The 20,957-nt window shown below is 61.2% G+C and carries 20 protein-coding genes; 14 read left to right on the plus strand and 6 right to left on the minus strand.

Features of this window, described 5'->3' with window-relative positions; genetic code table 11:
* The first annotated feature begins 46 nt into the window (after positions 1-46).
* From LIS66_RS22625 to LIS66_RS22640, 4 genes are all read left to right on the plus strand, one after another.
* Positions 47-1,603 carry an AAA family ATPase gene (locus tag LIS66_RS22625; RefSeq protein ID WP_042610454.1) on the plus strand — a complete coding sequence of 519 codons (1,557 nt, stop codon included), beginning with the start codon at positions 47-49 and terminating at the stop codon, positions 1,601-1,603.
* 91 nt (positions 1,604-1,694) lie between these two features.
* Positions 1,695-2,039 (plus strand): pentapeptide repeat-containing protein, encoded by a 345-nt coding sequence (locus tag LIS66_RS22630; protein ID WP_064364141.1) that lies wholly within the window; start codon positions 1,695-1,697, stop codon positions 2,037-2,039.
* Positions 2,040-2,327: 288 nt separating this feature from the next.
* The gene (locus LIS66_RS22635) at positions 2,328-2,600 is read left to right on the plus strand and encodes a TfoX/Sxy family protein (RefSeq protein WP_016773175.1); all 273 of its coding nucleotides are present in this window, start codon (positions 2,328-2,330) and stop codon (positions 2,598-2,600) included.
* Positions 2,601-2,615: 15 nt separating this feature from the next.
* Positions 2,616-3,410, plus strand: coding sequence for a Crp/Fnr family transcriptional regulator (locus LIS66_RS22640; RefSeq protein ID WP_227973076.1), 795 nt, complete (start codon positions 2,616-2,618; stop codon positions 3,408-3,410).
* A gap of 232 nt (positions 3,411-3,642) precedes the next feature.
* On the opposite strand, the gene LIS66_RS22645 is transcribed toward LIS66_RS22640, so the two are convergent.
* Genes LIS66_RS22645 through LIS66_RS22660 form a run of 4 tightly spaced genes read right to left on the minus strand, consistent with a single transcriptional unit; the run spans position 3,643 to position 7,184 of the window.
* Positions 3,643-4,491, minus strand: coding sequence for a ChaN family lipoprotein (locus tag LIS66_RS22645; RefSeq protein ID WP_227973077.1), 849 nt, complete (start codon positions 4,489-4,491; stop codon positions 3,643-3,645).
* A gap of 19 nt (positions 4,492-4,510) precedes the next feature.
* Positions 4,511-5,278, minus strand: coding sequence for a heme ABC transporter ATP-binding protein (locus LIS66_RS22650; protein ID WP_042610458.1), 768 nt, complete (start codon positions 5,276-5,278; stop codon positions 4,511-4,513).
* Positions 5,278-6,261 carry a FecCD family ABC transporter permease gene (locus LIS66_RS22655; protein ID WP_172667936.1) on the minus strand — a complete coding sequence of 328 codons (984 nt, stop codon included), beginning with the start codon at positions 6,259-6,261 and terminating at the stop codon, positions 5,278-5,280. The genes LIS66_RS22650 and LIS66_RS22655 overlap by 1 nt, the downstream gene beginning before the upstream one ends.
* A gap of 50 nt (positions 6,262-6,311) precedes the next feature.
* A complete protein-coding gene (locus tag LIS66_RS22660) occupies positions 6,312-7,184 on the minus strand; it encodes a heme/hemin ABC transporter substrate-binding protein (RefSeq protein ID WP_227973078.1) in 873 nt (290 codons plus the stop codon).
* 164 nt (positions 7,185-7,348) lie between these two features.
* Between LIS66_RS22660 and LIS66_RS22665 the strand changes: the two genes are divergently transcribed.
* Positions 7,349-7,666 (plus strand): Rieske (2Fe-2S) protein, encoded by a 318-nt coding sequence (locus LIS66_RS22665; RefSeq protein WP_064364136.1) that lies wholly within the window; start codon positions 7,349-7,351, stop codon positions 7,664-7,666.
* Here LIS66_RS22665 and sfsA read toward each other — a convergent pair.
* Both sfsA and LIS66_RS22675 read right to left on the minus strand, forming a co-directional pair.
* On the minus strand, positions 7,663-8,376 hold the full coding sequence (gene sfsA, locus LIS66_RS22670; RefSeq protein ID WP_227973079.1) for a DNA/RNA nuclease SfsA: 714 nt from the start codon (positions 8,374-8,376) through the stop codon (positions 7,663-7,665). The genes LIS66_RS22665 and sfsA overlap by 4 nt on opposite strands.
* Positions 8,376-9,545 (minus strand): pyridoxal phosphate-dependent aminotransferase, encoded by a 1,170-nt coding sequence (locus LIS66_RS22675; protein WP_042610463.1) that lies wholly within the window; start codon positions 9,543-9,545, stop codon positions 8,376-8,378. The genes sfsA and LIS66_RS22675 overlap by 1 nt, the downstream gene beginning before the upstream one ends.
* Positions 9,546-9,878: 333 nt before the next feature.
* On the opposite strand from LIS66_RS22675, the gene dksA reads away from it, so the two are divergent.
* The 9 genes from dksA to panC all read left to right on the plus strand — a co-directional run bounded on the left by dksA (position 9,879) and on the right by panC (position 20,754).
* Positions 9,879-10,322 carry an RNA polymerase-binding protein DksA gene (gene dksA, locus LIS66_RS22680; RefSeq protein ID WP_042610464.1) on the plus strand — a complete coding sequence of 148 codons (444 nt, stop codon included), beginning with the start codon at positions 9,879-9,881 and terminating at the stop codon, positions 10,320-10,322.
* A gap of 204 nt (positions 10,323-10,526) precedes the next feature.
* On the plus strand, positions 10,527-11,423 hold the full coding sequence (gluQRS, locus tag LIS66_RS22685) for a tRNA glutamyl-Q(34) synthetase GluQRS (protein ID WP_064364134.1): 897 nt from the start codon (positions 10,527-10,529) through the stop codon (positions 11,421-11,423).
* Positions 11,424-11,500: 77 nt separating this feature from the next.
* Complete coding sequence (locus LIS66_RS22690; RefSeq protein ID WP_003176118.1) at positions 11,501-11,677, plus strand: hypothetical protein; 177 nt, start codon at positions 11,501-11,503, stop codon at positions 11,675-11,677.
* Complete coding sequence (locus tag LIS66_RS22695) at positions 11,661-14,615, plus strand: sensor histidine kinase (protein ID WP_161806084.1); 2,955 nt, start codon at positions 11,661-11,663, stop codon at positions 14,613-14,615. The genes LIS66_RS22690 and LIS66_RS22695 overlap by 17 nt, the downstream gene beginning before the upstream one ends.
* A 22-nt stretch (positions 14,616-14,637) precedes the next feature.
* Entirely contained in the window at positions 14,638-16,074 is a 1,437-nt protein-coding gene (locus LIS66_RS22700; protein ID WP_065615675.1) for a sigma-54-dependent transcriptional regulator, read from the plus strand.
* A gap of 734 nt (positions 16,075-16,808) precedes the next feature.
* Complete coding sequence (locus LIS66_RS22705; protein WP_227973080.1) at positions 16,809-18,209, plus strand: polynucleotide adenylyltransferase PcnB; 1,401 nt, start codon at positions 16,809-16,811, stop codon at positions 18,207-18,209.
* Between the two features lie 3 nt (positions 18,210-18,212).
* Positions 18,213-18,698: a 2-amino-4-hydroxy-6-hydroxymethyldihydropteridine diphosphokinase gene (folK, locus tag LIS66_RS22710; protein WP_116658201.1), complete on the plus strand. Its 486-nt coding sequence runs from the start codon at positions 18,213-18,215 to the stop codon at positions 18,696-18,698.
* 398 nt (positions 18,699-19,096) lie between these two features.
* Complete coding sequence (gene panB / locus LIS66_RS22715; protein WP_042610469.1) at positions 19,097-19,897, plus strand: 3-methyl-2-oxobutanoate hydroxymethyltransferase; 801 nt, start codon at positions 19,097-19,099, stop codon at positions 19,895-19,897.
* Complete coding sequence (gene panC / locus LIS66_RS22720) at positions 19,894-20,754, plus strand: pantoate--beta-alanine ligase (RefSeq protein ID WP_065615671.1); 861 nt, start codon at positions 19,894-19,896, stop codon at positions 20,752-20,754. The genes panB and panC overlap by 4 nt, the downstream gene beginning before the upstream one ends.
* The last annotated feature ends 203 nt before the right edge of the window (positions 20,755-20,957 follow it).

Raw genomic sequence — 20,957 nt, forward strand, 5'->3', positions numbered from 1 at the left:
AGCCATAATGGCCGCCTCGAATTCCCCCGCCTCTGAAGGATCGCCCGTGAGCCAGTCCCTGATCGCTGCCCTGCAAAACCCGGCCCTCTACCCGCATCCCGTCGAAGGATTTCAGGTCATCGAAACCCACATCTCGTGGGTGATTCTCACCGGCCCCTTTGCCTATAAAGTGAAGAAACCGGTGAATTTCGGCTTTCTCGACTTCACCAGCCTCGACGCACGCGCGCATTTCTGCGCGGAAGAGCTGCGCCTCAACCAGCGTCTGACCGCTGATTTGTATCTGGACGTGTTGCCAGTCACCGGCAGCATCGAAGCCCCGCAACTCGGCGGCGACGGCCCGGCTATCGAATACGTGCTGAAAATGCGCCAGTTCCCGCAGAGCGGGTTGCTCAGCACGCTGCAAGCCAATGGCGAGCTGACCACTCAGCACATCGATGCCCTGGCTGAGCAGATTGCCCATTTCCATCTCAATGCCCCGAAAGTCCCGGCCGAACACGACGCCGGCACGCCGGACAGCGTGATGGCGCCGGTCGCGCAAAACTTCGAGCAGATCCTGCCATTCCTCAGCGACAAGAACGACCTGCTGCAACTTGAAGCACTGAAAGCCTGGGCCGAAAGCAGCTTCGAACGCCTCAAGCCGTTGTTCGCCCAGCGTAAGGCGCAAGGTTTCACCCGCGAATGCCACGGTGATATTCACTTGGGCAACGCCACAGTCATCGACGGCAATGTGGTGATCTTCGACTGCATCGAATTCAACGAGCCATTCCGTTTCACTGACGTCTGGGCCGACACCGGCTTCCTCGCGATGGACCTGGAAGACCGCGGCTTGAAATCGCTGGCGCGTCGCCTGATCAGCCAATACCTGGAACTGACCGGTGACTATCAGGGCCTGGAAGTGCTGAACTTCTATAAAGCCTACCGCGCTCTAGTGCGCGCCAAAGTGGCGCTGTTCAGCATGCCCGCGGATGCGACTGCCGTGCAGCGCGCCACCACCCTGCGCCAGTACCGCAACTACGCCAACCTGGCCGAAAGCTACAGCACCATTCCTTCGCGCTTCATGGCCATCACCCATGGTGTTTCCGCAGTCGGTAAAAGCCACGTGGCCATGCGCCTGGTGGAAGCGCTGGGCGCGATTCGCCTGCGTTCGGATGTCGAGCGCAAGCGCCTGTTCGGTGAGCAGACCGTTGCCAACGATGTGCAGGCAGGCATTTACAGCGCCGACGCCAGCGCCGCGACTTACGCGCGCCTGCATGAGATCGCCGAGGTCATCTTGCACGCCGGTTTCCCGGTAGTGATTGACGCGACCTATCTCAAACGTGAGCAGCGCGACAACGCAGCGAAGATTGCCGAAGCCACCGGTACGCCATTCCTGATCCTCGACTGCAACGCCCCGCAAGCCGTGATCGAAAGCTGGCTGGCGGTGCGTCAGGCCGATAAAAAGGATCCGTCCGACGCCACCCTCGCAGTCATCGAGGCGCAGCAGGCCAACCGCGAAGCGCTGACGCCGGAAGAAATCCTGCGCAGCAAACGCGTGCAGACCAATGAATCCGGGACGCTGGACACCGTGGTCGCGCAGATCCGTCAGCGCCTGCCAGGTCTGTAAAAAACTATTTCGGCCGTGAAGCCCTCGCTCGCTTCACGTCCGTCAAATAGTGGCACTATACTGGCGTCATAAAACCAACAGGTGATCTGACATGAGCCAGCCGAAACTGCTCGACACTCCGCTTTACGCCCTGCTGCACAAAGATGATGTCGCAGGCTTCAACAACGAACGTCCACAGGATGGCCTGATCGACATGGTCGGCGGCGACTTCCGTGGTCTGGACCTGCGTGAACTGAACGCCGATAACGTGGATTTCCGCGATGCGTACTTCCGCTCCGCCGATCTGCGCGGCATCGACTTTCGCAAGGCTTCGCTCGAAGGCGCCAGCCTGGCCCATGCGCAGATTTCCGGGGCGTACTTTCCGCCGGAGCTGAGTGCTGACGAGATCCTGATGTCGATGAATTTCGGCACGCGGTTGCGGTATCGCACTCGCTGATATTCATCGGCAGCCCCTGACACAACATCCTCTCCATGTAGGAGTGGGCCTGCTCGCGATAGCTGACTGACATTCAAAATGGATGTCGGCTGCTACACCGCCATCGCGAGCAGGCTCACTCCTACAGTTGTATGCATTACCCCCCTCCTCCTGCAATCGCAGGTCTTTCACCCGCCTTTCTTAGAAGCTTTTGCGTCGAATCCGACCAAACAACCACGCTTTTCCTACTGATGGCTACACTCCTGAGAAGCTTGCCCACGCACCATTCGGCCGTCGCAAGGAGGCTTGATGAATGATGAACTGCAACACCTGAAAAATCTTGGCAAGACATCGGCGCAATGGCTGCATGCCGTGGGCATCCACAGCGCCTCGGACTTGCGTCGCCTCGGTGCGGTGGATGCCTATCGCGCCGTGCGCACCCGCGGGTTTCGCGCGTCGAAGGTGTTGCTGTATGCGATCGAGGGCGCGTTGATGGACGTGCACTGGAACGACATTCCCGCCGAGCGCAAGGACGCCTTGAACAAGCAGCTCGAAGCCATTTCTGCGCGCCACAAAAACTGAGCAGGCGCTGACGCCATGTATTTGCTGGGGGAACCATCGGCGCCCGCCGACGCACTGATCAATCGTTTACAGAATCTTCCCGGGCAATGGCTGCAGGAGCTGTCGCCATGCGCGCCGGTTATTGAGCTGCAGGCAACAGATGACCTGTTTGCACAGGTGGCTGGCGACCAGTTGTTTCTGCTGAGCGAGGGCGTGGTACATGGCTGCATCGCCGGCCGTGCGCTGTTCTACTGGCAGGAAGGTGATCTGCTCGGTCTGCGACGTGGCGAGCAATGGAGCGACTGCCGCTTGCGCAGCGAGGGGACTGTGCGGCTGCTGCCTTATCGGCGCGCTGAAGTGCTGCAGCATTTGTATGCCGACCCTGATCGAGCGGAGCAGCTGCTGAGCTATCTGCTCGGGCAAATGGCGCTGCTCGCCCACGCGGTGGCCGAGCTGAAACCGCGCGAGTTTCGCAGCACCAACGGCTTCAAACGCGTTGAAGCCGGCGCCGTGCTGATTCACCAGGGCGATGCAGCGGATCATGTCTTCGTGATCATCGACGGGCACGCCGAGGCTTTCGTCGACGGACACAAGGTCGGCGAGGTGCCCAAGGACGAGATTTTCGGCGCCATGGCGTTGTTTACCGGCGAGCCGCGCAATGCCACGGTGGTGACGCGCGAACAAAGCACAGTGATGCTGATTCCCGGTGATCAATTTTTGAGCATGACCCGCAGCAATCCGAAGATCGCTCACAGCCTGATCGAAGGGATGGCTCGACGGATCGGCCAATTGAATCGACAGATCACTCAGTTGACGACGCATCGCACCTAGCGCGAAGCCCTTTGTTTATGGAGCCTCACGGCCGCTCGAAAAACTTAATTACAGATTTGCAAAAACAGCGGTTGACGCGGTAATGAGAATCGCTATGATTATCACAACTGATCGCGAGATCAGTCGATATTCTGAAAAGCCCTTGGTTCGGACTCTCAGATTATCTCCTCATCAGGCTAATCACGGTTATTTGACCCGGTTTTTACCGGGTCTTTTTTTGCCCGCAGAAAAGTCATTTGCCGAATTGCTGGCGCATCTGCTCGCAGTAATCGGGCTTCGGCGTCGCCGGCGTGTACCAGACGTAGTCGGCCATCGCTGCCGTGACTGCATCGCCCTGCTCGGCGAGCATCAATACGATTGGTGGCTTGCCAGCGCCGAGATCCAGCAAATGCAGCGGCACGCCAACATCCTTGCGCGCATGCCAGGCGCCGGCCAGCAGGATCGAAGGTGTCGGCGCCGCCAGCATCCCCTCGGCCATACGTCGATCACGCTGTTGCTGAATCGCCAACATCGCCGGCATCTGTGATTCGGGCAACAAGCCGCAGTGAGATTCACTGACTTGTCCAAGCAGGGTGTTTTTCACCGCCGGCGCATTACTGCGTCGGCCGTCGAGAGCAGGTGGATTTCGATAAAACGCACGGATGTCGCTGTCGTCGAGATTAGCCGCCAGCAGCGGATAGGACTGCGTCAGGGCGAAGCGCACGATAGGCCCGTAAAGATTCCAGTCCCAGCCATCCTGCCAGGCCAACGCAGCAGGAAGATCTGCCGCAACAGATTTCGACTGGCGCAGCGCATCGACTTTCGCTTGTTGATTCGGCGTGAGCATTTCCAGCAGCAGGCTGCCTTGCGCTCGTTGCTCGCCGAGCGACTGCAACAGCCACAACTGTGCGGCATGGTGATCGGCATTGTCGTGCTGCTCACCCATGATCAGGCGCTCAGGTTCAGCGAGGCGGGTCAGGAGTTGCTGCGCGGTGAGCATCTCGCCGCTGCGCAGATCGCGGATTTCACCGCTCACCGGCGGAGCCACCACGTGCTGACAGCCTGCCAGCAACACCAGCGCCCACAACCACAATCCACGCATGCGACACCTCGATGATTGATCAGCGGGCGATGATCAGCGGATGCCCACGCTCCGGGTGCGGTTGCACCAAAACCTCCAGGCCGAACACCGCTTTTAGCGTATCCGGGCGCAGCACCTGCTGCGGAGTGTCCAGCGCGACCGGACGCCCCTCTTCCAGCAACAACACCCGGTCACAATAGCGCGCCGCCAGATTCAGATCATGCAGGATCACCAGCACCGCCGCGCCACGCTTGGCAAACTCGCGCACCGCTTGCAGGGTGGTGTGCTGATGCAGCGGATCGAGCATCGAGGTCGGTTCGTCGAGCAACAAGGTTTGCCCGACCTGCCCTGGCCAGAGTTGCGCCAGCACCCGCGCCAGATGCACACGTTGACGCTCGCCACCGGACAATGCCAGATAACTGCGCCCGCTCAGGTGCCCGGCATCGGCAGCGGCCAGCGCCGCCGCGACAATTTCGTCATCACGCATGCGCCCGGTCTGGTAGGGCAAACGGCCCATGCCGACGACCTCTTCAACGGCGAAGGCAAAGTCCAGTGTCGAAACCTGAGGCAGCACCGCCAGTCGTTGTGCCCGCTGCGTGCCGCTCCAGTGACTCAACGCCTGCTCGTCGAGCGAAACGTTGCCGTCACTGGCGAGCAATTCTCCGCACAGGGCGCCGAGTAATGTGCTTTTGCCGGCGCCGTTCGGCCCCAGCACGCCAAGCACTTCACCGGGTTCGAGTTGCAGCGTAACGCCGCTGAGCACAGCCTTGCGGCCACGGCGAACATGCAGATTGTGCGCAGACAACATCAGGCACGCCCTCGCAGCAGCAGGTAAAGGAAGAACGGCGCGCCGATAAACGCGGTGACAATGCCAATCGGCAACTCCGCCGGCGCCAGCGCCAGCCGCGCCACCAGATCGGCAAGCAACAACAGGCTCGCACCCGCCAGGACCGAGGCTGGCAGCAGCACCTTATGATCGGGACCGGCCAGCAGGCGCACCAGATGCGGCACGACCAGCCCGACGAAGCCGATCATGCCTGCCGCCGCCACCGCCGCGCCGACACCCAGCGCGGTGCAGAACACCAGTTCCCGCTTGAGCCGTTCGACATCGATGCCCAGATGCCCGGCCTCGGATTCACCCAGCAACAAGGCATTCAATGCCTTGGCCCGACGCGGCAGCCATACCGCCACGCCGATGGTAATGATCAGCAAAGGCCATAGCCGCGCATAGCTGGCGCCGTTGAGGCTGCCCAGGTTCCAGAATGTCAGGGTGCGCAGCGTGGCGTCATCGGCCAGATAAGTGAACAGTCCCACCGCCGAACCGGCCAGCGCCGTAAGCGCGATACCCGCCAGTAACATTGTTGCAACGTGAGTCTGACCGTTGCGCCGGCCCAGCCGATAGACCAGCGCCGTCACCCCGAGTCCGCCAAGAAACGCACACACCGACAACAGATACGGTCCGAACCACTCCGGCAAGCCGCCGAAGAACGAGCCGCCGACAATCGCAATCGCCGCGCCGAGTGCCGCGCCACTGGACACCCCGACCAACCCCGGATCGGCCAGCGGGTTGCGAAACAAGCCCTGCATCGCTACCCCGGACAGCGCCAGCACGCCGCCGACCGCCAACCCGAGCAAGGTTCGCGGCAGGCGAATCTGGCCGAGAATCAGCTCGGCCTGCTCCAGCCCTTCCGGCGCCAACGGCACGCCAATCAGACGCAACGCGGCGCGCAAGGTATCCACTAGCGGCAGGCTCACCGGCCCCAGCGCCAGCGACAGCCAGATCGCCAGCAGACACAGCAATGTCAGGCCGATAAACAAGCCACGGGGTTTGACCAGTGTGGTCATTGGCCGTCCTTGGCCGGGTAGAAACCGTCAGTCAGGGTTTGCAAAGCGGCCGGCAGACGCGGCCCAAGCCCACCCACCAGCAGCGTCGGGTCCAGCTCCATCACGCGTCCGGCCTTGGCCGCACGGCTGGAATTGAGAATCGGGTTTTCCTTGAACAACGCTGCTTTAGCCGCGTCACCGCTCAGCGCACGGTCGGCGAACACCAGCACTTGCGGATCGAGGCTGGCGAGGGATTCCACGGAAAACGGTTTGTAGCCGGTATGCGTTGCAAGGTTGTGCCCGCCGGCCTGCTGCAGCAGCCAATCGGCGGCGGTGTCTTTGCCAGCGATCAACGGCTTGCCACCGGCGTGCCCGAGCAATAGCAGGACGCCTGGGGCTTTCTGTGTGGTCTGCACTCGGGCAACGCGGGCAGCCTGCGCCTGAAGTTGCTGTTTATAAGTCTGCAGCAACTGCGCCGCCTTCGCTTGCGCACCGAGCAACTGCCCGAGATGAGTGACATTCTTTTCCAGCGTCGGCAGATCCGGCTGCGCCGAGAACAACTCGACTTTCACCTTGGCCGCTTTGACTTGCGCCAGAACCGGTGGCGGCCCCATCTCTTCAGTGCCGATGAGAATGTCCGGGCGCAGGCTCAAGATGCCTTCCGCCGACAGGCTGCGCTGATAGCCAATGCTCGGCAGCGTTTGCAACGATTGCGGATGCTGACTGGTGGTGTCGACTCCCACCAGCTTCGACTCACCGCCCAACGCGCTGACCCATTCCGACAGTGCCCCGCCGGCGCTGACCCAACGTTGAGGGAGATCCGCCGCGGTCGTCTGATGGCTGAGAAAAAGGCCGACGCACAGCATGGCAACGCGGTTTTTCAGGCGCATATACAGCTTCCTTGAACAAGGTTTCCCGGGCATCGGCGCAGCGAGCCAAGTATCCTCGACAACAGCCAGACTCCCTTTGGGAGAAGGTCGCCATTTGATAATTGTTTGCATTTGAACGTCAAGCTCGGACATATCCAGACACGAGCGGACACTAGAGGATAGCCATGAAGTTTCTCTGCGCCGGCAGTGATCTGGCCGAAGCCGGCAGTCGCGGTTTCGAAATCGACGGCAAAAAGCTGTTCGCCGTGCGTCGCGGTGGACAGGCCTACGTCTATCTCAATCGCTGCCCGCATCGGGGCGTCGGCCTGGAATGGCAGCCCGACCGGTTTCTCGACCCCAGCAACAGCCTGATCCAGTGCGCCACCCACGGCGCACTGTTTCTGATCGAGGACGGCGAATGCGTTGCCGGCCCGTGCGCCGGGCAATCACTGACGGCGATTGAATGCCGGGAAGATACACAAGGCGTATGGGTCGATGTTTAACCGTTGAGCAAGACGTCGAGTCGACGGTCGATGACCATCTCTTCATGGTCGAGGCGCACGCCGTAGGCCAGCACCTCGACACCGCAGGCGACCGCCTCACGCAGCGCCTCGGCGTAAGCCCAATCGATCTCCTCGGCCGGGCGCACGGCATCGATGCCGGTGAGGTTTACACAGTACAACTGCACCGCCCGAATGCCGTCGCGCGCCAGATGCGCCAGCTCACGCAGATGCTTGGCGCCGCGCTGGGTCACCGCATCGGGAAACGCCGCCACAGCCGTACCGTCGAAGCCCAACGTGACGCTTTTCACTTCGACGTACGCCGGGCCGCTGGGGTATTCGAGGCGGAAGTCGATGCGGCTTTTTTCCTGCCCATAGGCGACTTCACGCTTCAACGCGGTAAAGCCATTCAATTCGCTGATCACGCCAGCCTGCAAGGCCTCTTCGACCAAACCGTTGGCGCGCCCGGTGTTCACGCAAAACAGCCGGCCCTGCGGGGTCTCACCGATTTCCCAGGTCCCGGGCAATTTGCGTTTGGGGTCGTTGGAGCGACTGAACCAGACCTGCCCGCCCTCCACCTGGCAGTTGAGCATCGAACCGGTATTCGGGCAGTGAATGGTCAGCAACTCGCCGTCAACGGTCTCGATATCGGCGAGAAAACGCTTGTAGCGACGAATCAGCCGCGCTTCTTCCAGAGCAGGATAAAAGCGCATCAGCCTTGCCAGCTCTTCAAACCGCGCGCGATGCGCTCCACGGCTTCCTGCAAGCGTGTGAGGTTTTGGGTGTAGGCGAAGCGCACATGATGGCCGGCCTGATAACGACCGAAATCCAGCCCGGGCGTGAAGGCCACATGCTCGGTTTCGAGGAAATGCCGGCAGAACGCGAAGGCATCGCCGCCGAAACGGCTGATATCGGCGTACAGATAGAACGCGCCCTCCGGCTCAACGGCAATGTTGAAGCCGAGCTCGCGCAGCGCTGGCAGGAGGAAGTCGCGACGGCGGGCGAATTCGCCGCGGCGCTCTTCGAGAATCGCGATCGTCGCCGGTTCGAAACACGCCAGCGCCGCGTACTGCGCCATGCTCGGCGCGCTGATGTAGAGGTTCTGCGCAAGCTTTTCCAGTTCACCGACCGCCGCCTCCGGCGCCACCAGCCAGCCCAGGCGCCATCCGGTCATGCCGAAATACTTGGAGAAACTGTTGAGGACAAAAGCGCTGTCGTCGACTTCCAGCACACTGGCGGCATCGGTGCCGTAGGTCAGGCCATGGTAGATCTCGTCCACCACCAGATGCCCGTGTCTGGCCTTGATCGCTGTGGATAACCCGGCCAGTTCATCGCGGGTCAGCAGCGTCCCGGTCGGATTGGCCGGCGAAGCGACCAAGGCGCCGACGCTGTCGTGGTCCCAGTGCCGCTCAACCAGATCCGGGGTCAGTTGATAACGCACCTCCGGCCCGACCGGCACCAGTTGCGCTGCGCCTTCGACCAGCCGCAGGAAATGCCGGTTGCACGGGTAGCCCGGGTCTGCCAGCAGCCAGTGTTTACCCGGATCGACCAACAAGGCACTGGCCAGCAGCAGCGCGCCAGAGCCGCCCGGCGTGATCAGAATGCGCCGCGGGTCGATGTTCAGGCCGTATCGCGACTGGTAAAAACCGGCGATCGCCTCGCGCAGCTCGGGAATGCCACGGGCGGCGGTGTAACGGGTCTTGCCCGCGGTCAACGCGGCTTGGCCGGCGCGAATGATCGGCTCGGCGGTGGTGAAGTCCGGCTCGCCGATTTCCAGATGGATCACGTCGTGCCCTTCAGCCTGCAATTCATTGGCCCGCGCCAGCAGCGCCATCACATGGAACGGTTCGATCGCACGACTGCGCGCACTGTAGGTGGCCATCGGATTGCCTTCGACAGGAAAAAAGAGACGATTCTACCTGTCTGCCGGAACGAGCGAGAACCCGTGAAGGTCACAGCCTCAAGAACGCTGGACTGTAACGATCTGAACGTACGCTCCAGGATTGACTAAAATCAGTGATTGAACAGGTCTCCATTCCCACAGACACGGCTTGCCAAACATCTGCAGGCGCCACCCGCCGGGGGCTCGACATCCGGGAGTAGCGCAGGCTGATTTGATCTGGTAAGTTCGCCCGCTTGCAGCCGCAGGGCCGGCAGGTGTCGGTGATGGAGCAATCCTGCGCAATGGATTACAAGAGTAGAGGCGGTCTATTTCATGTCCACCCAAGCAAAGCAACAGCAGCAAGCGACGATCAGCGGCTTCGAACCTTACGTTTCGAAGGCGGGTGAAGAGTACATGGGCGCTCCGATGCGCGCGCACTTCACCAAGATCCTGAACAAGTGGAAACTGGACTTGATGCAGGAAGTCGACCGTACGGTTGATCACATGAAAGACGAAGCGGCCAACTTCCCTGACCCGGCCGACCGTGCCAGCCAGGAAGAAGAGTTCGCCCTCGAACTGCGCGCCCGCGATCGTGAGCGCAAGCTGATCAAGAAAATCGACAAGACGCTGCAACTGATCGAAGACGAAGAGTACGGCTGGTGCGAGTCCTGCGGCATCGAGATCGGCGTCAAGCGCCTCGAAGCCCGTCCGACCGCCGATCTGTGCATCGACTGCAAGACCCTGGCGGAAATCAAGGAAAAGCAGGTCGGCAAGTAATCTCGACCTGAACGAAAAACGGAGCGTGCGAACGCTCCGTTTTTGTTTGTGCCTTTTGCTTCTGCCGTTGCTTTTTGTAGGAGTGAGCCTGCTCGCGATAGCGATGGGTCAGTCAATATGTTGGTTGAATGTCACACCGCTATCGCGAGCAGGCTCACTCCTACAGGTTGACCTGCGTATAGCCTGAAAAGTAGTTTCGTTTCCATGACCGCCAAAACGTCCCCCGCCTACATCGGCCGCTTCGCCCCCACCCCCAGTGGCCACCTGCACTTCGGCTCTCTTGTCGCTGCGCTGGCGTCCTACCTCGACGCCCGCTCGGTCGGTGGGCGCTGGCTGGTGCGCATGGAAGATCTCGATCCGCCGCGGGAAGAGCCCGGTGCGCAAGCGGCAATTCTCAAGGCGCTGGAAAGCTACGGCTTCGAATGGGACGGCGAAATGGTTCGCCAGAGCGATCGGCACGCGGCCTACGCCGAGGTGCTCGACAGCCTGTTCAATCACGGTCTGGCGTACGCCTGCACCTGCTCGCGCAAACAGCTGGAGCCCTACCACGGCATTTATCCTGGGTTCTGTCGCAACGCCGGGCATGCTCAGCACGACGCGGCGATCCGCCTGCGCGTGCCGGAGCTGGAATACCACTTTATTGACCGCGTACAGGGCGAATACCGTCAGCACCTGGGCCGCGACGTTGGCGACTTCGTCATCCGTCGTCGAGACGGTCTCTATGCCTATCAACTCGCGGTGGTGCTCGATGACGCCTGGCAGGGCATCACCGATATCGTGCGCGGCGCCGATCTGCTCGATTCGACGCCGCGCCAGTTGTACCTGCAAGAACTGCTCGGCCTGAAACAGCCGCGCTATCTGCACCTGCCATTGATCACTCAGCCGGACGGCAACAAACTCGGCAAGTCCTACCGTTCGCCACCGCTTGAAGCCGATCAAGCCACGCCGTTGCTGCTGCGAGCCTTGCGTGCGTTGGGGCAGAACCCCGGCACTGAGCTGGCCCACGCGTCGCCGCGCGAACTGCTTGTCTGGGGCAGCGCACACTGGGATGCCGACAGGATCCCGCGCACACTGACCCTGCCCGAAGCGCAACTGCAATGACGACACTTGCAGTCGCGCGCCCATCCGTTACCATCGCCGCACGTTTTCGGGCACGCGCATAACAAAGAGAGGCCGGGATGTACATCTATCGCTTGGTCCTGCTTCTGGTCGTCGGGATCTACCTGTTCTCCCCCGCCATCATGGATTGGTGGATCGACGCGACGGGCGCCTGGTATCGCCCTTATCTGCTCTGGCTGATCCTGATTGTCGTGACCTTCATCCTGCAGAGCCAAAAAGATGCCGATGAGCTTTAGCCTGACCCAGATGATCCTGATCAGCGCCGCGTACCTCGCGGCACTGTTCGGCGTGGCCTGGGTCAGCGAGCGGGGCATGATCCCGCGCGCGATCATTCGCCACCCGCTGACCTACACTCTGTCGCTGGGGGTTTACGCCAGTGCCTGGGCGTTCTATGGCACGGTGGGGCTGGCCTATCAGTACGGTTACGGCTTTCTGTCCAGCTATCTCGGCGTGTCCGGCGCGTTTCTGCTGGCGCCGGTGCTGCTTTATCCGATCCTGAAAATCACCCGCACCTACCAACTGTCATCGCTGGCCGACCTGTTCGCCTTCCGCTTTCGCAGCACCTGGGCCGGCGCGCTGACCACGATTTTCATGCTGATCGGCGTGCTGCCGCTGCTGGCCCTGCAGATTCAGGCAGTGGCCGACTCCATCGGCATTCTCACCGGCGAACGCGTGCAAAGCCGCGTGGCGCTGGCGTTCTGTGCGCTGATCATTCTGTTCACGATTTTCTTCGGTTCCCGGCATATCGCCACCCGCGAGAAACACGAAGGGCTGGTGTTCGCGATTGCCTTTGAGTCGATCATCAAACTCATCGCCCTCGGCGGCGTTGGCCTGTATGCGCTGTATGGCGTGTTCGACGGCCCACAACAGCTTGAACTGTGGCTGCTGCAGAACCAGACCGCCCTCGCTGCCCTGCACACGCCGTTGCAGGAAGGCCCGTGGCGCACGCTGCTGTTGGTGTTCTTCGCCTCGGCAATCGTGATGCCGCACATGTATCACATGACATTTACCGAGAACCTCAATCCGCGCTCGCTGGTCAGCGCCAGTTGGGGCCTGCCGCTGTTTCTGCTGCTGATGAGCCTCGCGGTGCCGCTGATTCTCTGGGCCGGCCTGAAACTGGGCGCCACCACCGACCCGGAATATTTCACCCTCGGCATCGGCATTGCCGCCAACAGCAAACCGCTGGCCTTGCTTGCCTATGTCGGTGGTCTGTCCGCCGCCAGCGGCCTGATCATCGTCACCACCCTGGCCCTGTCGGGCATGGCGCTGAATCATCTGGTGCTGCCGCTCTATCAACCGCCGGCCGAGGGCAATATCTACCGCTGGCTGAAATGGACCCGTCGGGCGCTGATCGTGGCGATCATCATGGCCGGTTTCGGTTTCTACCTGATGCTGGGCGTCGAGCAGGATCTGGCCAACCTCGGCATCGTCGCTTTTGTTGCGACCCTGCAATTTCTGCCTGGGGTGCTCTCGGTGCTGTACTGGCCGACCGCTAACCGCCGCGGCTTCATTGCCGGTCTGCTGGCGGGGATCACGGTCTGGGTGGTGACCATGTTGCTGCCGCTGGTCGGCAATCTGCAGGGTTTCTACATTCCGCTGTTGAACATGATCTACGTGCTCGACGACACCAGCTGGCACATGGCAGCCATCGCCTCGCTCGCCGCCAACGTGCTGATGTTCACTTTGATTTCCCTGTTCACCAACGCCAGCCCGGAAGAAGCTAGCGCGGCCGAAGCCTGTGCGGTGGACAACGTGCGCCGCCCGCAACGCCGCGAACTGCACGCCGCCTCGCCGCAGGAATTCGCCACGCAACTGGCCAAACCGCTGGGCGCCAAGGCGGCGCAGAAAGAAGTCGAGCAAGCGCTGCGCGATCTGTATCTGCCCTTCGACGAACGCCGCCCTTACGCTTTGCGCCGTTTGCGCGACCGCATCGAGGCCAACCTGTCCGGCCTGATGGGCCCGAGCGTCGCGCAGGATATGGTGGAAACCTTCCTGCCCTATAAGGCCGGCGGCGAAAACTACGTCACCGAAGACATTCACTTTATCGAAAGCCGCCTCGAGGATTACCACTCGCGCCTCACAGGTTTAGCCGCCGAACTCGACGCCCTGCGCCGCTACCACCGGCAGACCTTGCAGGAGCTGCCGATGGGCGTCTGCTCGCTGGCCAAGGATCAGGAGATCCTGATGTGGAACAAGGCCATGGAAGAGCTGACCGGCATCGCTGCGCAGCGGGTGGTCGGTTCGCGCCTGAGTACCATCGCCAACCCGTGGAAAGAATTGCTGCAAGGCTTCATCAATCTGCCCGACGAGCACTTGCACAAACAGCATCTGGCCCTCGATGGCCAGACCCGCTGGCTGAACCTGCACAAAGCGGCAATCGACGAGCCGTTGGCACCTGGCAACAGTGGCCTGGTGTTACTCGTCGAGGATTTGACCGAAACGCAGATGCTCGAAGACAAACTGGTGCACTCCGAACGTCTGGCCAGCATCGGTCGACTCGCGGCGGGTGTGGCTCACGAAATCGGCAACCCGATCACCGGCATTGCCTGTCTGGCGCAAAACCTGCGTGAAGAGCGCGAAGACGACGGCGAGCTGACGGAAATCAGCGGGCAGATTCTCGAGCAGACCAAACGCGTCTCGCGCATCGTCCAGTCGCTGATGAGCTTCGCCCATGCCGGCAGCCATCAGCACAGCGACGAACCGGTGTGTCTGGCGGAAGTCGCGCAGGATGCCATTGGCCTGCTGGCGCTGAACCGGCGCAATTTCGAAGTGCAGTTCTACAACCTGTGCGATCCCGACCATTGGGTCGAAGGCGACCCGCAACGGCTTGCCCAGGTACTGATCAATCTGCTCTCAAACGCCCGTGACGCCTCGCCGCCGCACAGTGCCGTACGGGTCAAGAGCGAAGCCGGCGAACACACGGTCGATCTGATCGTCGAAGACGAAGGCAGTGGTATTCCGTCGAGCATCATGGACCGATTGTTCGAACCTTTCTTCACCACCAAGGATCCGGGTGAAGGCACCGGTCTGGGCCTTGCACTGGTCTATTCCATCGTTGAAGAGCATTATGGACAAATCACCATCGACAGCCCGGCTGATGTACAAAGCCAGCGCGGCACCCGTATCCGGGTGACCTTACCGCGTCATGTCGAAGCGACGTCCGCTGTGAACTGAGACCGTCGAGAGTATCGAATCAATGCCGCACATTTTGATCGTCGAAGACGAAACCATTATCCGCTCCGCCTTGCGCCGCCTGCTGGAACGCAACCAGTACCAGGTCAGCGAAGCCGGATCAGTGCAGGAAGCACAAGAACGCTTCACCATTCCTACGTTCGATCTGATCGTCAGCGACCTGCGCCTGCCGGGCGCCCCGGGCACCGAGCTGATCAAGCTCGGCCAGGGCACGCCGGTGCTGATCATGACCAGTTACGCCAGTCTGCGCTCGGCGGTCGACTCGATGAAAATGGGCGCGGTCGATTACATCGCCAAACCGTTCGACCACGATGAAATGCTCCAGGCGGTTGCGCGGATCCTGCGTGATCGCCAGTCCGCGCCCGCCGTCGGCGAAGCCACGGCGAGCAAGCCTGCCAGTGGCAACGGCAAAGCCTCGGTGGATAACAGCAACGGCGAAATCGGCATCATCGGCTCGTGCCCCCCGATGCAGGACCTTTACAGCAAGATCCGCAAGGTCGCGCCAACCGATTCCAACGTCCTGATCCAGGGCGAGTCCGGCACCGGCAAGGAGCTGGTGGCCCGCGCCCTGCACAATCTGTCGAAACGCGCCAAGGCGCCGATGATCTCGGTGAACTGCGCGGCGATTCCGGAAAGCCTGATCGAGTCCGAACTGTTCGGGCACGAGAAAGGCGCGTTCACCGGTGCCAGCGCCGGTCGCGCCGGTCTGGTCGAGGCGGCGGACGGCGGTACCTTGTTCCTCGATGAGATCGGCGAACTGCCACTGGAAGCCCAGGCTCGCCTGCTGCGGGTCTTGCAGGAAGGCGAAATTCGCCGGGTCGGTTCGGTGCAGTCGCAGAAAGTCGATGTGCGCCTGATCGCTGCAACCCACCGCGATCTCAAGAGCCTGGCGAAAATCGGCCAGTTCCGTGAAGACCTTTATTACCGTCTGCACGTGATTGCCCTGAAGCTGCCGCCGCTACGTGAGCGTGGCGCTGACGTCAACGAAATCGCCAATGCCTTCCTCGCTCGCCAGAGCGCACGGATCAATCGCACCGACCTGAAATTTGCCGCCGATGCCGAACAGGCGATCCGGCACTATTCCTGGCCGGGCAACGTGCGCGAGCTGGAGAACGCCGTCGAGCGCGCGGTGATTCTCAGCGAAAGCCCGGAGATCTCCGCCGACCTGCTTGGCATCGACATCGAGCTGAGCGATCTGGAAGACGACGAGTTCATCGGTCTGCCGCCGCAAACCGGCGGTAACGCCAGCAACAGCAGCCATGAGCCGACCGAGGATCTGTCGCTGGAAGACTATTTCCAGCACTTCGTCCTTGAGCATCAGGACCACATGACCGAGACCGAACTGGCGCGCAAACTGGGCGTCAGCCGCAAATGCCTTTGGGAACGCCGCCAGCGTCTGGGCATTCCACGGCGCAAGACCGGGGTCGCCAGCGAGAGCTGAGCGTTACCCACCGCGTGTGCGGGTAACGCATGACAATGTGAAAAAACTGTTACCGCAGTCGATTCACGTAACAGAAGCCGGGGTTATCGGTAACGAAACCCCGGCTTTTTTTCGCCCCTGCAAAACGGTTATATCGACCTAACCCCTTGTTTTGCGGGGGTTGGCAAAAGTTGGCACGCACCCTGCTATATGTTTGGTACAAGAACAATAACAAGCAATGCACAAGACAATAAAAATAAGACGAATCGACTCACGCACAATAAAAACAAGACGGCGAGAGGCGCAGCTAACTGATTCTTTTGGAGAGGCGTTGTATTTGGGGCTTGCCCCACGACCAGGCCGAGAACAACAAAAACTGTCCTAAGACAGAGCCTGTACTGGTTGGATCGAGAGATCACTGCAATTCAGCGACCAAAGCAATCCGTTTGCTCTTGGCTCCCGATTGGGAGGGTCACGAAGGAAACACTTCGTGGCGAGGGCACTCAACAAAAACAAGAAGCCCGAATCAATAATAAAAAGAGCACGCAACTACTTCTTGGGGAGCTTCGGCTCCCCTTGTAGTTTCTCACCCTTGGTGAAATCCCCCCATTTTCCTCGCTCGGCCCTTGCAGCTTGCGGCTTTCAGCCCGAATCTGCTGTCTCCTACACCATCCCCCGACTAAATGCTAGAATCTGCGCCCATCATGCGGTCATTCTTTTGGTATGGCCGAACATTCCTTCAAACAGTGCATCCCATGCTGAAGAAGCTGTTCCAGTCATTCCGAACTCCCGTGCGTCGTACGCAACACATCCGCAGCACCCCTGAAGTGCTCAACAGCGGCCAACATTCGCTGCAGAAAACGCAGTTCAGCCGCTATGCGGTGAACATCGTCGAACGCCTGCAAGGTGCCGGTTACCAGGCTTATCTGGTCGGCGGTTGCGTGCGTGACATGCTGCTGGGCATCACGCCCAAGGATTTCGACGTCGCCACCAGCGCCACCCCCGAGCAGGTCCGTGCCGAATTCCGCAATGCGCGGATCATCGGTCGCCGGTTCAAACTGGTGCACATCCACTTCGGTCGCGAAATCATTGAAGTCGCGACCTTCCGCGCCAATCACCCGGTCAACGAAGACGACGAAGACAGCAATCAGTCTTCGCGCAACGAGAGCGGGCGGATTCTGCGCGACAACGTCTACGGCACTCTGGAAGAAGACGCGCAACGCCGCGACTTCACCATCAACGCCCTGTATTACGATCCGGTCAGCGAGCGCATCCTCGACTACGCCAACGGTGTACACGACATCCGCAATCACCTGATCCGTCTGATCGGCGATCCCAAGCAACGCTATCAGGAAGATCCGGTGCGCATGCTGCGGGCCGTGCGTTTCGCCGCCAAGCTCAATTTCGGCATCGAGAAGCACACCGTGCAGCCGATCCGCGAACTGGCACCGATGCTGCGCGAGATTCCATCGGCGCGGCTGTTCGAAGAAGTGCTCAAGCTGTTCCTCTCCGGCCACGGCGCGATCACCTTTGAAATGCTGGTCGATCTGCAACTGTTCGCCCCGCTGTTCCCGGCCAGCGCCGAGGCGCTGGAATACAACCCGGAATACACACACACGCTGATCAGCGAAGCGCTAAGGAACACCGACCTGCGCATCAAGCAGAACAAACCGGTGACCCCGGCGTTCCTTTTTGCCGCCCTGTTGTGGCCGGCATTGCCGGCGCGCGTGTTGCGTCTGCAGGAACGTGGCATGCCGCCGATTCCGGCGATGCAGGAAGCCGCCCACGAACTGATCGCCGAACAGTGCCAGCGCATCGCCATTCCGAAACGCTTCACCATGCCGATCCGCGAAATCTGGGACATGCAGGAACGTCTGCCACGGCGCAGCGGCAAACGTGCCGATCTGTTGCTGGACAACCCGCGCTTCCGCGCCGGTTACGATTTCCTCCTGCTGCGTGAAAGCGCCGGCGAGGAGACCGACGGCCTCGGCGAATGGTGGACCGATTATCAGGACGCCAACGACAGCGAGCGCCGCGACATGATCCGAGACCTCAGCGGCAAGGGTGACGATGCCAGTGGCGCACCGCGCAAGCGTCGCCGCAGCGGCGGTTCCAAGCGCAAGCGCGCCGGAGCTTCGAGCGCGACGGGCGAGTAAGCCATGGAACGCATCTACATTGGCCTGGGCAGCAACCTCGCTGACCCGGCCGACCAATTGCGCAGCGCCATTGCGGCGCTGGGGCAATTGCCGCAGACCAGCCTTGCCGGCGTTTCAGCCTTTTATCAAAGCGATTCACTGTTGCCGGGCCAGCCGCGTTACACCAACGCCGTCGCCGCCCTCGACAGCTCGCTCGCACCGATCGAGCTGCTCGACGCCTTGCAAGCCATCGAAAACGCTCAGGGCCGCGAACGCCTGGAGCGCTGGGGGCCACGCACGCTGGATCTGGACATTCTGCTGTTTGGCGATCGTTTGATCGATGAGCCACGGCTGAAAGTCCCGCATTACCAGATTCAGGAGCGCGCCTTTGTGCTCTATCCCCTCGCTGAACTGGCGCCGCAGGGTCTGCGTCTCGCCGATGGTCGCACGCTGACAGACCTGGTGGCCGCCTGCCCGTTCGTCGGTCTCGAACGCCTCCAGACAGATTGATTGCAATCCCCTGTGGGAGCGAGCCTGCTCGCGAAAGCGGTGCGTCATGCAACACTGTGTTGACTGATCTGCCGCCTTCGCGAGCAGGCTCGCTCCCACATTGGTTTATTTCACATCCAGGATTTTGTCAGACAAGAATTCCCCAATTCAGGCCCGCCGCGCCGCTGAATCGCATCAGTAACGCCGGTAACACCGCCCGCGTAACAATGCGGTAACACACGCAATTGACTTCCGCTTGGCTCATCACGACTATAGGCGTCCCGCTGCCGCCAACCCGGCATGAACGGGCGCAATCCAGGCCTTTTAAAGCACGACATAAGACCGTGCGCCTGAGTAGATGAAGAATCACGCGCGTGACTCGCAGCAGTTTCCAGAGCGCCTGAACGAGGATTTCTTACATGCCAGCCATCACCCTGACCACGCTCCAGAGCCTCAAGCAGAAAGGTGAAAAGATCACCATGCTGACCTGCTATGACGCGACCTTCGCCCACGCCTGCAACGAGGCCGGTGTCGAAGTGCTGCTGGTCGGCGACTCTCTCGGCATGGTCCTGCAAGGTCATGACAGCACCCTGCCAGTGACCACGGCGGAAATGGCCTACCATGTCGCCAGCGTCAAGCGTGGCAACGGCGATGCCCTGATCCTTGCCGACCTGCCGTTCATGGCCAACGCCACCCTTGAGCAGACCATGATCAACAGCGCCATGCTGATGCAGGCCGGCGCGCACATGATCAAGGTCGAAGGTCAGCTGTGGCTGGCGGAGTCGATCCGTCTGCTCGCCGAGCGCGGTGTGCCGGTGTGCGCGCACATGGGCCTGACCCCGCAGGCGGTGAACATCCTCGGCGGCTATAAAGTGCAGGGGCGCAACGAGAACCAGGCGCGGCAGATGCGGGCCGATGCGATCGCGCTGGAGCAGGCCGGTGCGTCCATGCTGCTGCTCGAGTGCGTGCCGAGCGAGCTGGCGGCGGAAATCAGCCAGGCCGTGGGCATTCCGGTGATCGGCATCGGCGCCGGCAACGCCACCGACGGTCAGGTGCTGGTATTGCACGACATGCTTGGCCTGTCGATCACCGGCCGCGTACCCAAATTCGTCAAGAACTTCATGCAAGGTCAGGACAGTATCCAGGCTGCGCTGAAGGCTTACGTCAGCGAAGTCAAAGCCACCACGTTCCCCGGCATCGAACACGGATTCTCTGCATGAACACCGTCAAAACCGTACGCGAACTGCGCGCCGCCGTCGCCCGCGCGCGCAGTGAAGGCAAGCGCATCGGCTTCGTGCCGACCATGGGCAACCTGCACAGCGGCCACGTCGCGCTGATCACTAAAGCCACTCAGCGAGTGGACTTCGTGGTCGCGAGTGTTTTCGTCAATCCGCTGCAATTCGGCGCCGGCGAAGACCTCGACAAATACCCGCGCACCCTCGCCGCCGATCAGCAAAAGCTCCTCGAAGCCGGTTGCGATCTGCTGTTCGCGCCAACGGTTGAAGAGATGTACCCCGACGGCATGGCCGGCCAAACCCGGGTCAGCGTGCCGCAACTCTCCGAAGGCCTGTGTGGTGCCAGCCGTCCGGGGCACTTCGAAGGCGTGGCGACGGTGGTCAGCAAGCTGTTCAACATGGTCCAGCCGGATCTGGCGATTTTCGGCCAGAAGGATTACCAGCAACTGGCGGTGATCCGCGCGCTGGTGCACGACCTGAACATGCCGATCCAGATCATCGGCGAGCCGACCGTGCGTGCAGCGGACGGTCTGGCGCTGTCGTCGCGCAACGGTTTTCTCAGTGAAGAGCAGCGTGCCGTGGCGCCGGTGGTGTACCGCGTGCTGAGCAACATTGCCGAAGCGATCAAGCAAGGTCAGCGTGATTACCCGGCGCTGCTCGCTGCGCAGTTGCAGGTGCTGGAAGCGGCCGGTCTGCGCCCGGATTATCTGGAAATCCGCCATGGCCTGACCTTGCGTCCGGCGACGGCGCAGGATCGCGATCTGGTGATTCTGGCGGCGGCGTTCCTTGGTACGACACGGTTGATCGACAACCTGCACCTGAATCTCGATAGCCCGACCTGAAGACAACGCATTTCCCCTGTAGGAGTGAGCCTGCTCGCGATAGCGGTAAATCAGTCAACAACGCTTTGACTGACAGACCGCTATCGCGAGCAGGCTCACTCCTACAGGTTTTTTTGGCGCTGGAAAGATTGCTTCAGGCCCTTCCCCCTCGGCCGGGCACCTCCGTTTGTCGGCCAGATTCCCGTTCGGATGTTAAAAAAGTA

Origin of the sequence: Pseudomonas sp. HN2, from assembly GCF_020736465.1 — a bacterium.
Lineage (GTDB): Bacteria > Pseudomonadota > Gammaproteobacteria > Pseudomonadales > Pseudomonadaceae > Aquipseudomonas > Aquipseudomonas moraviensis_A.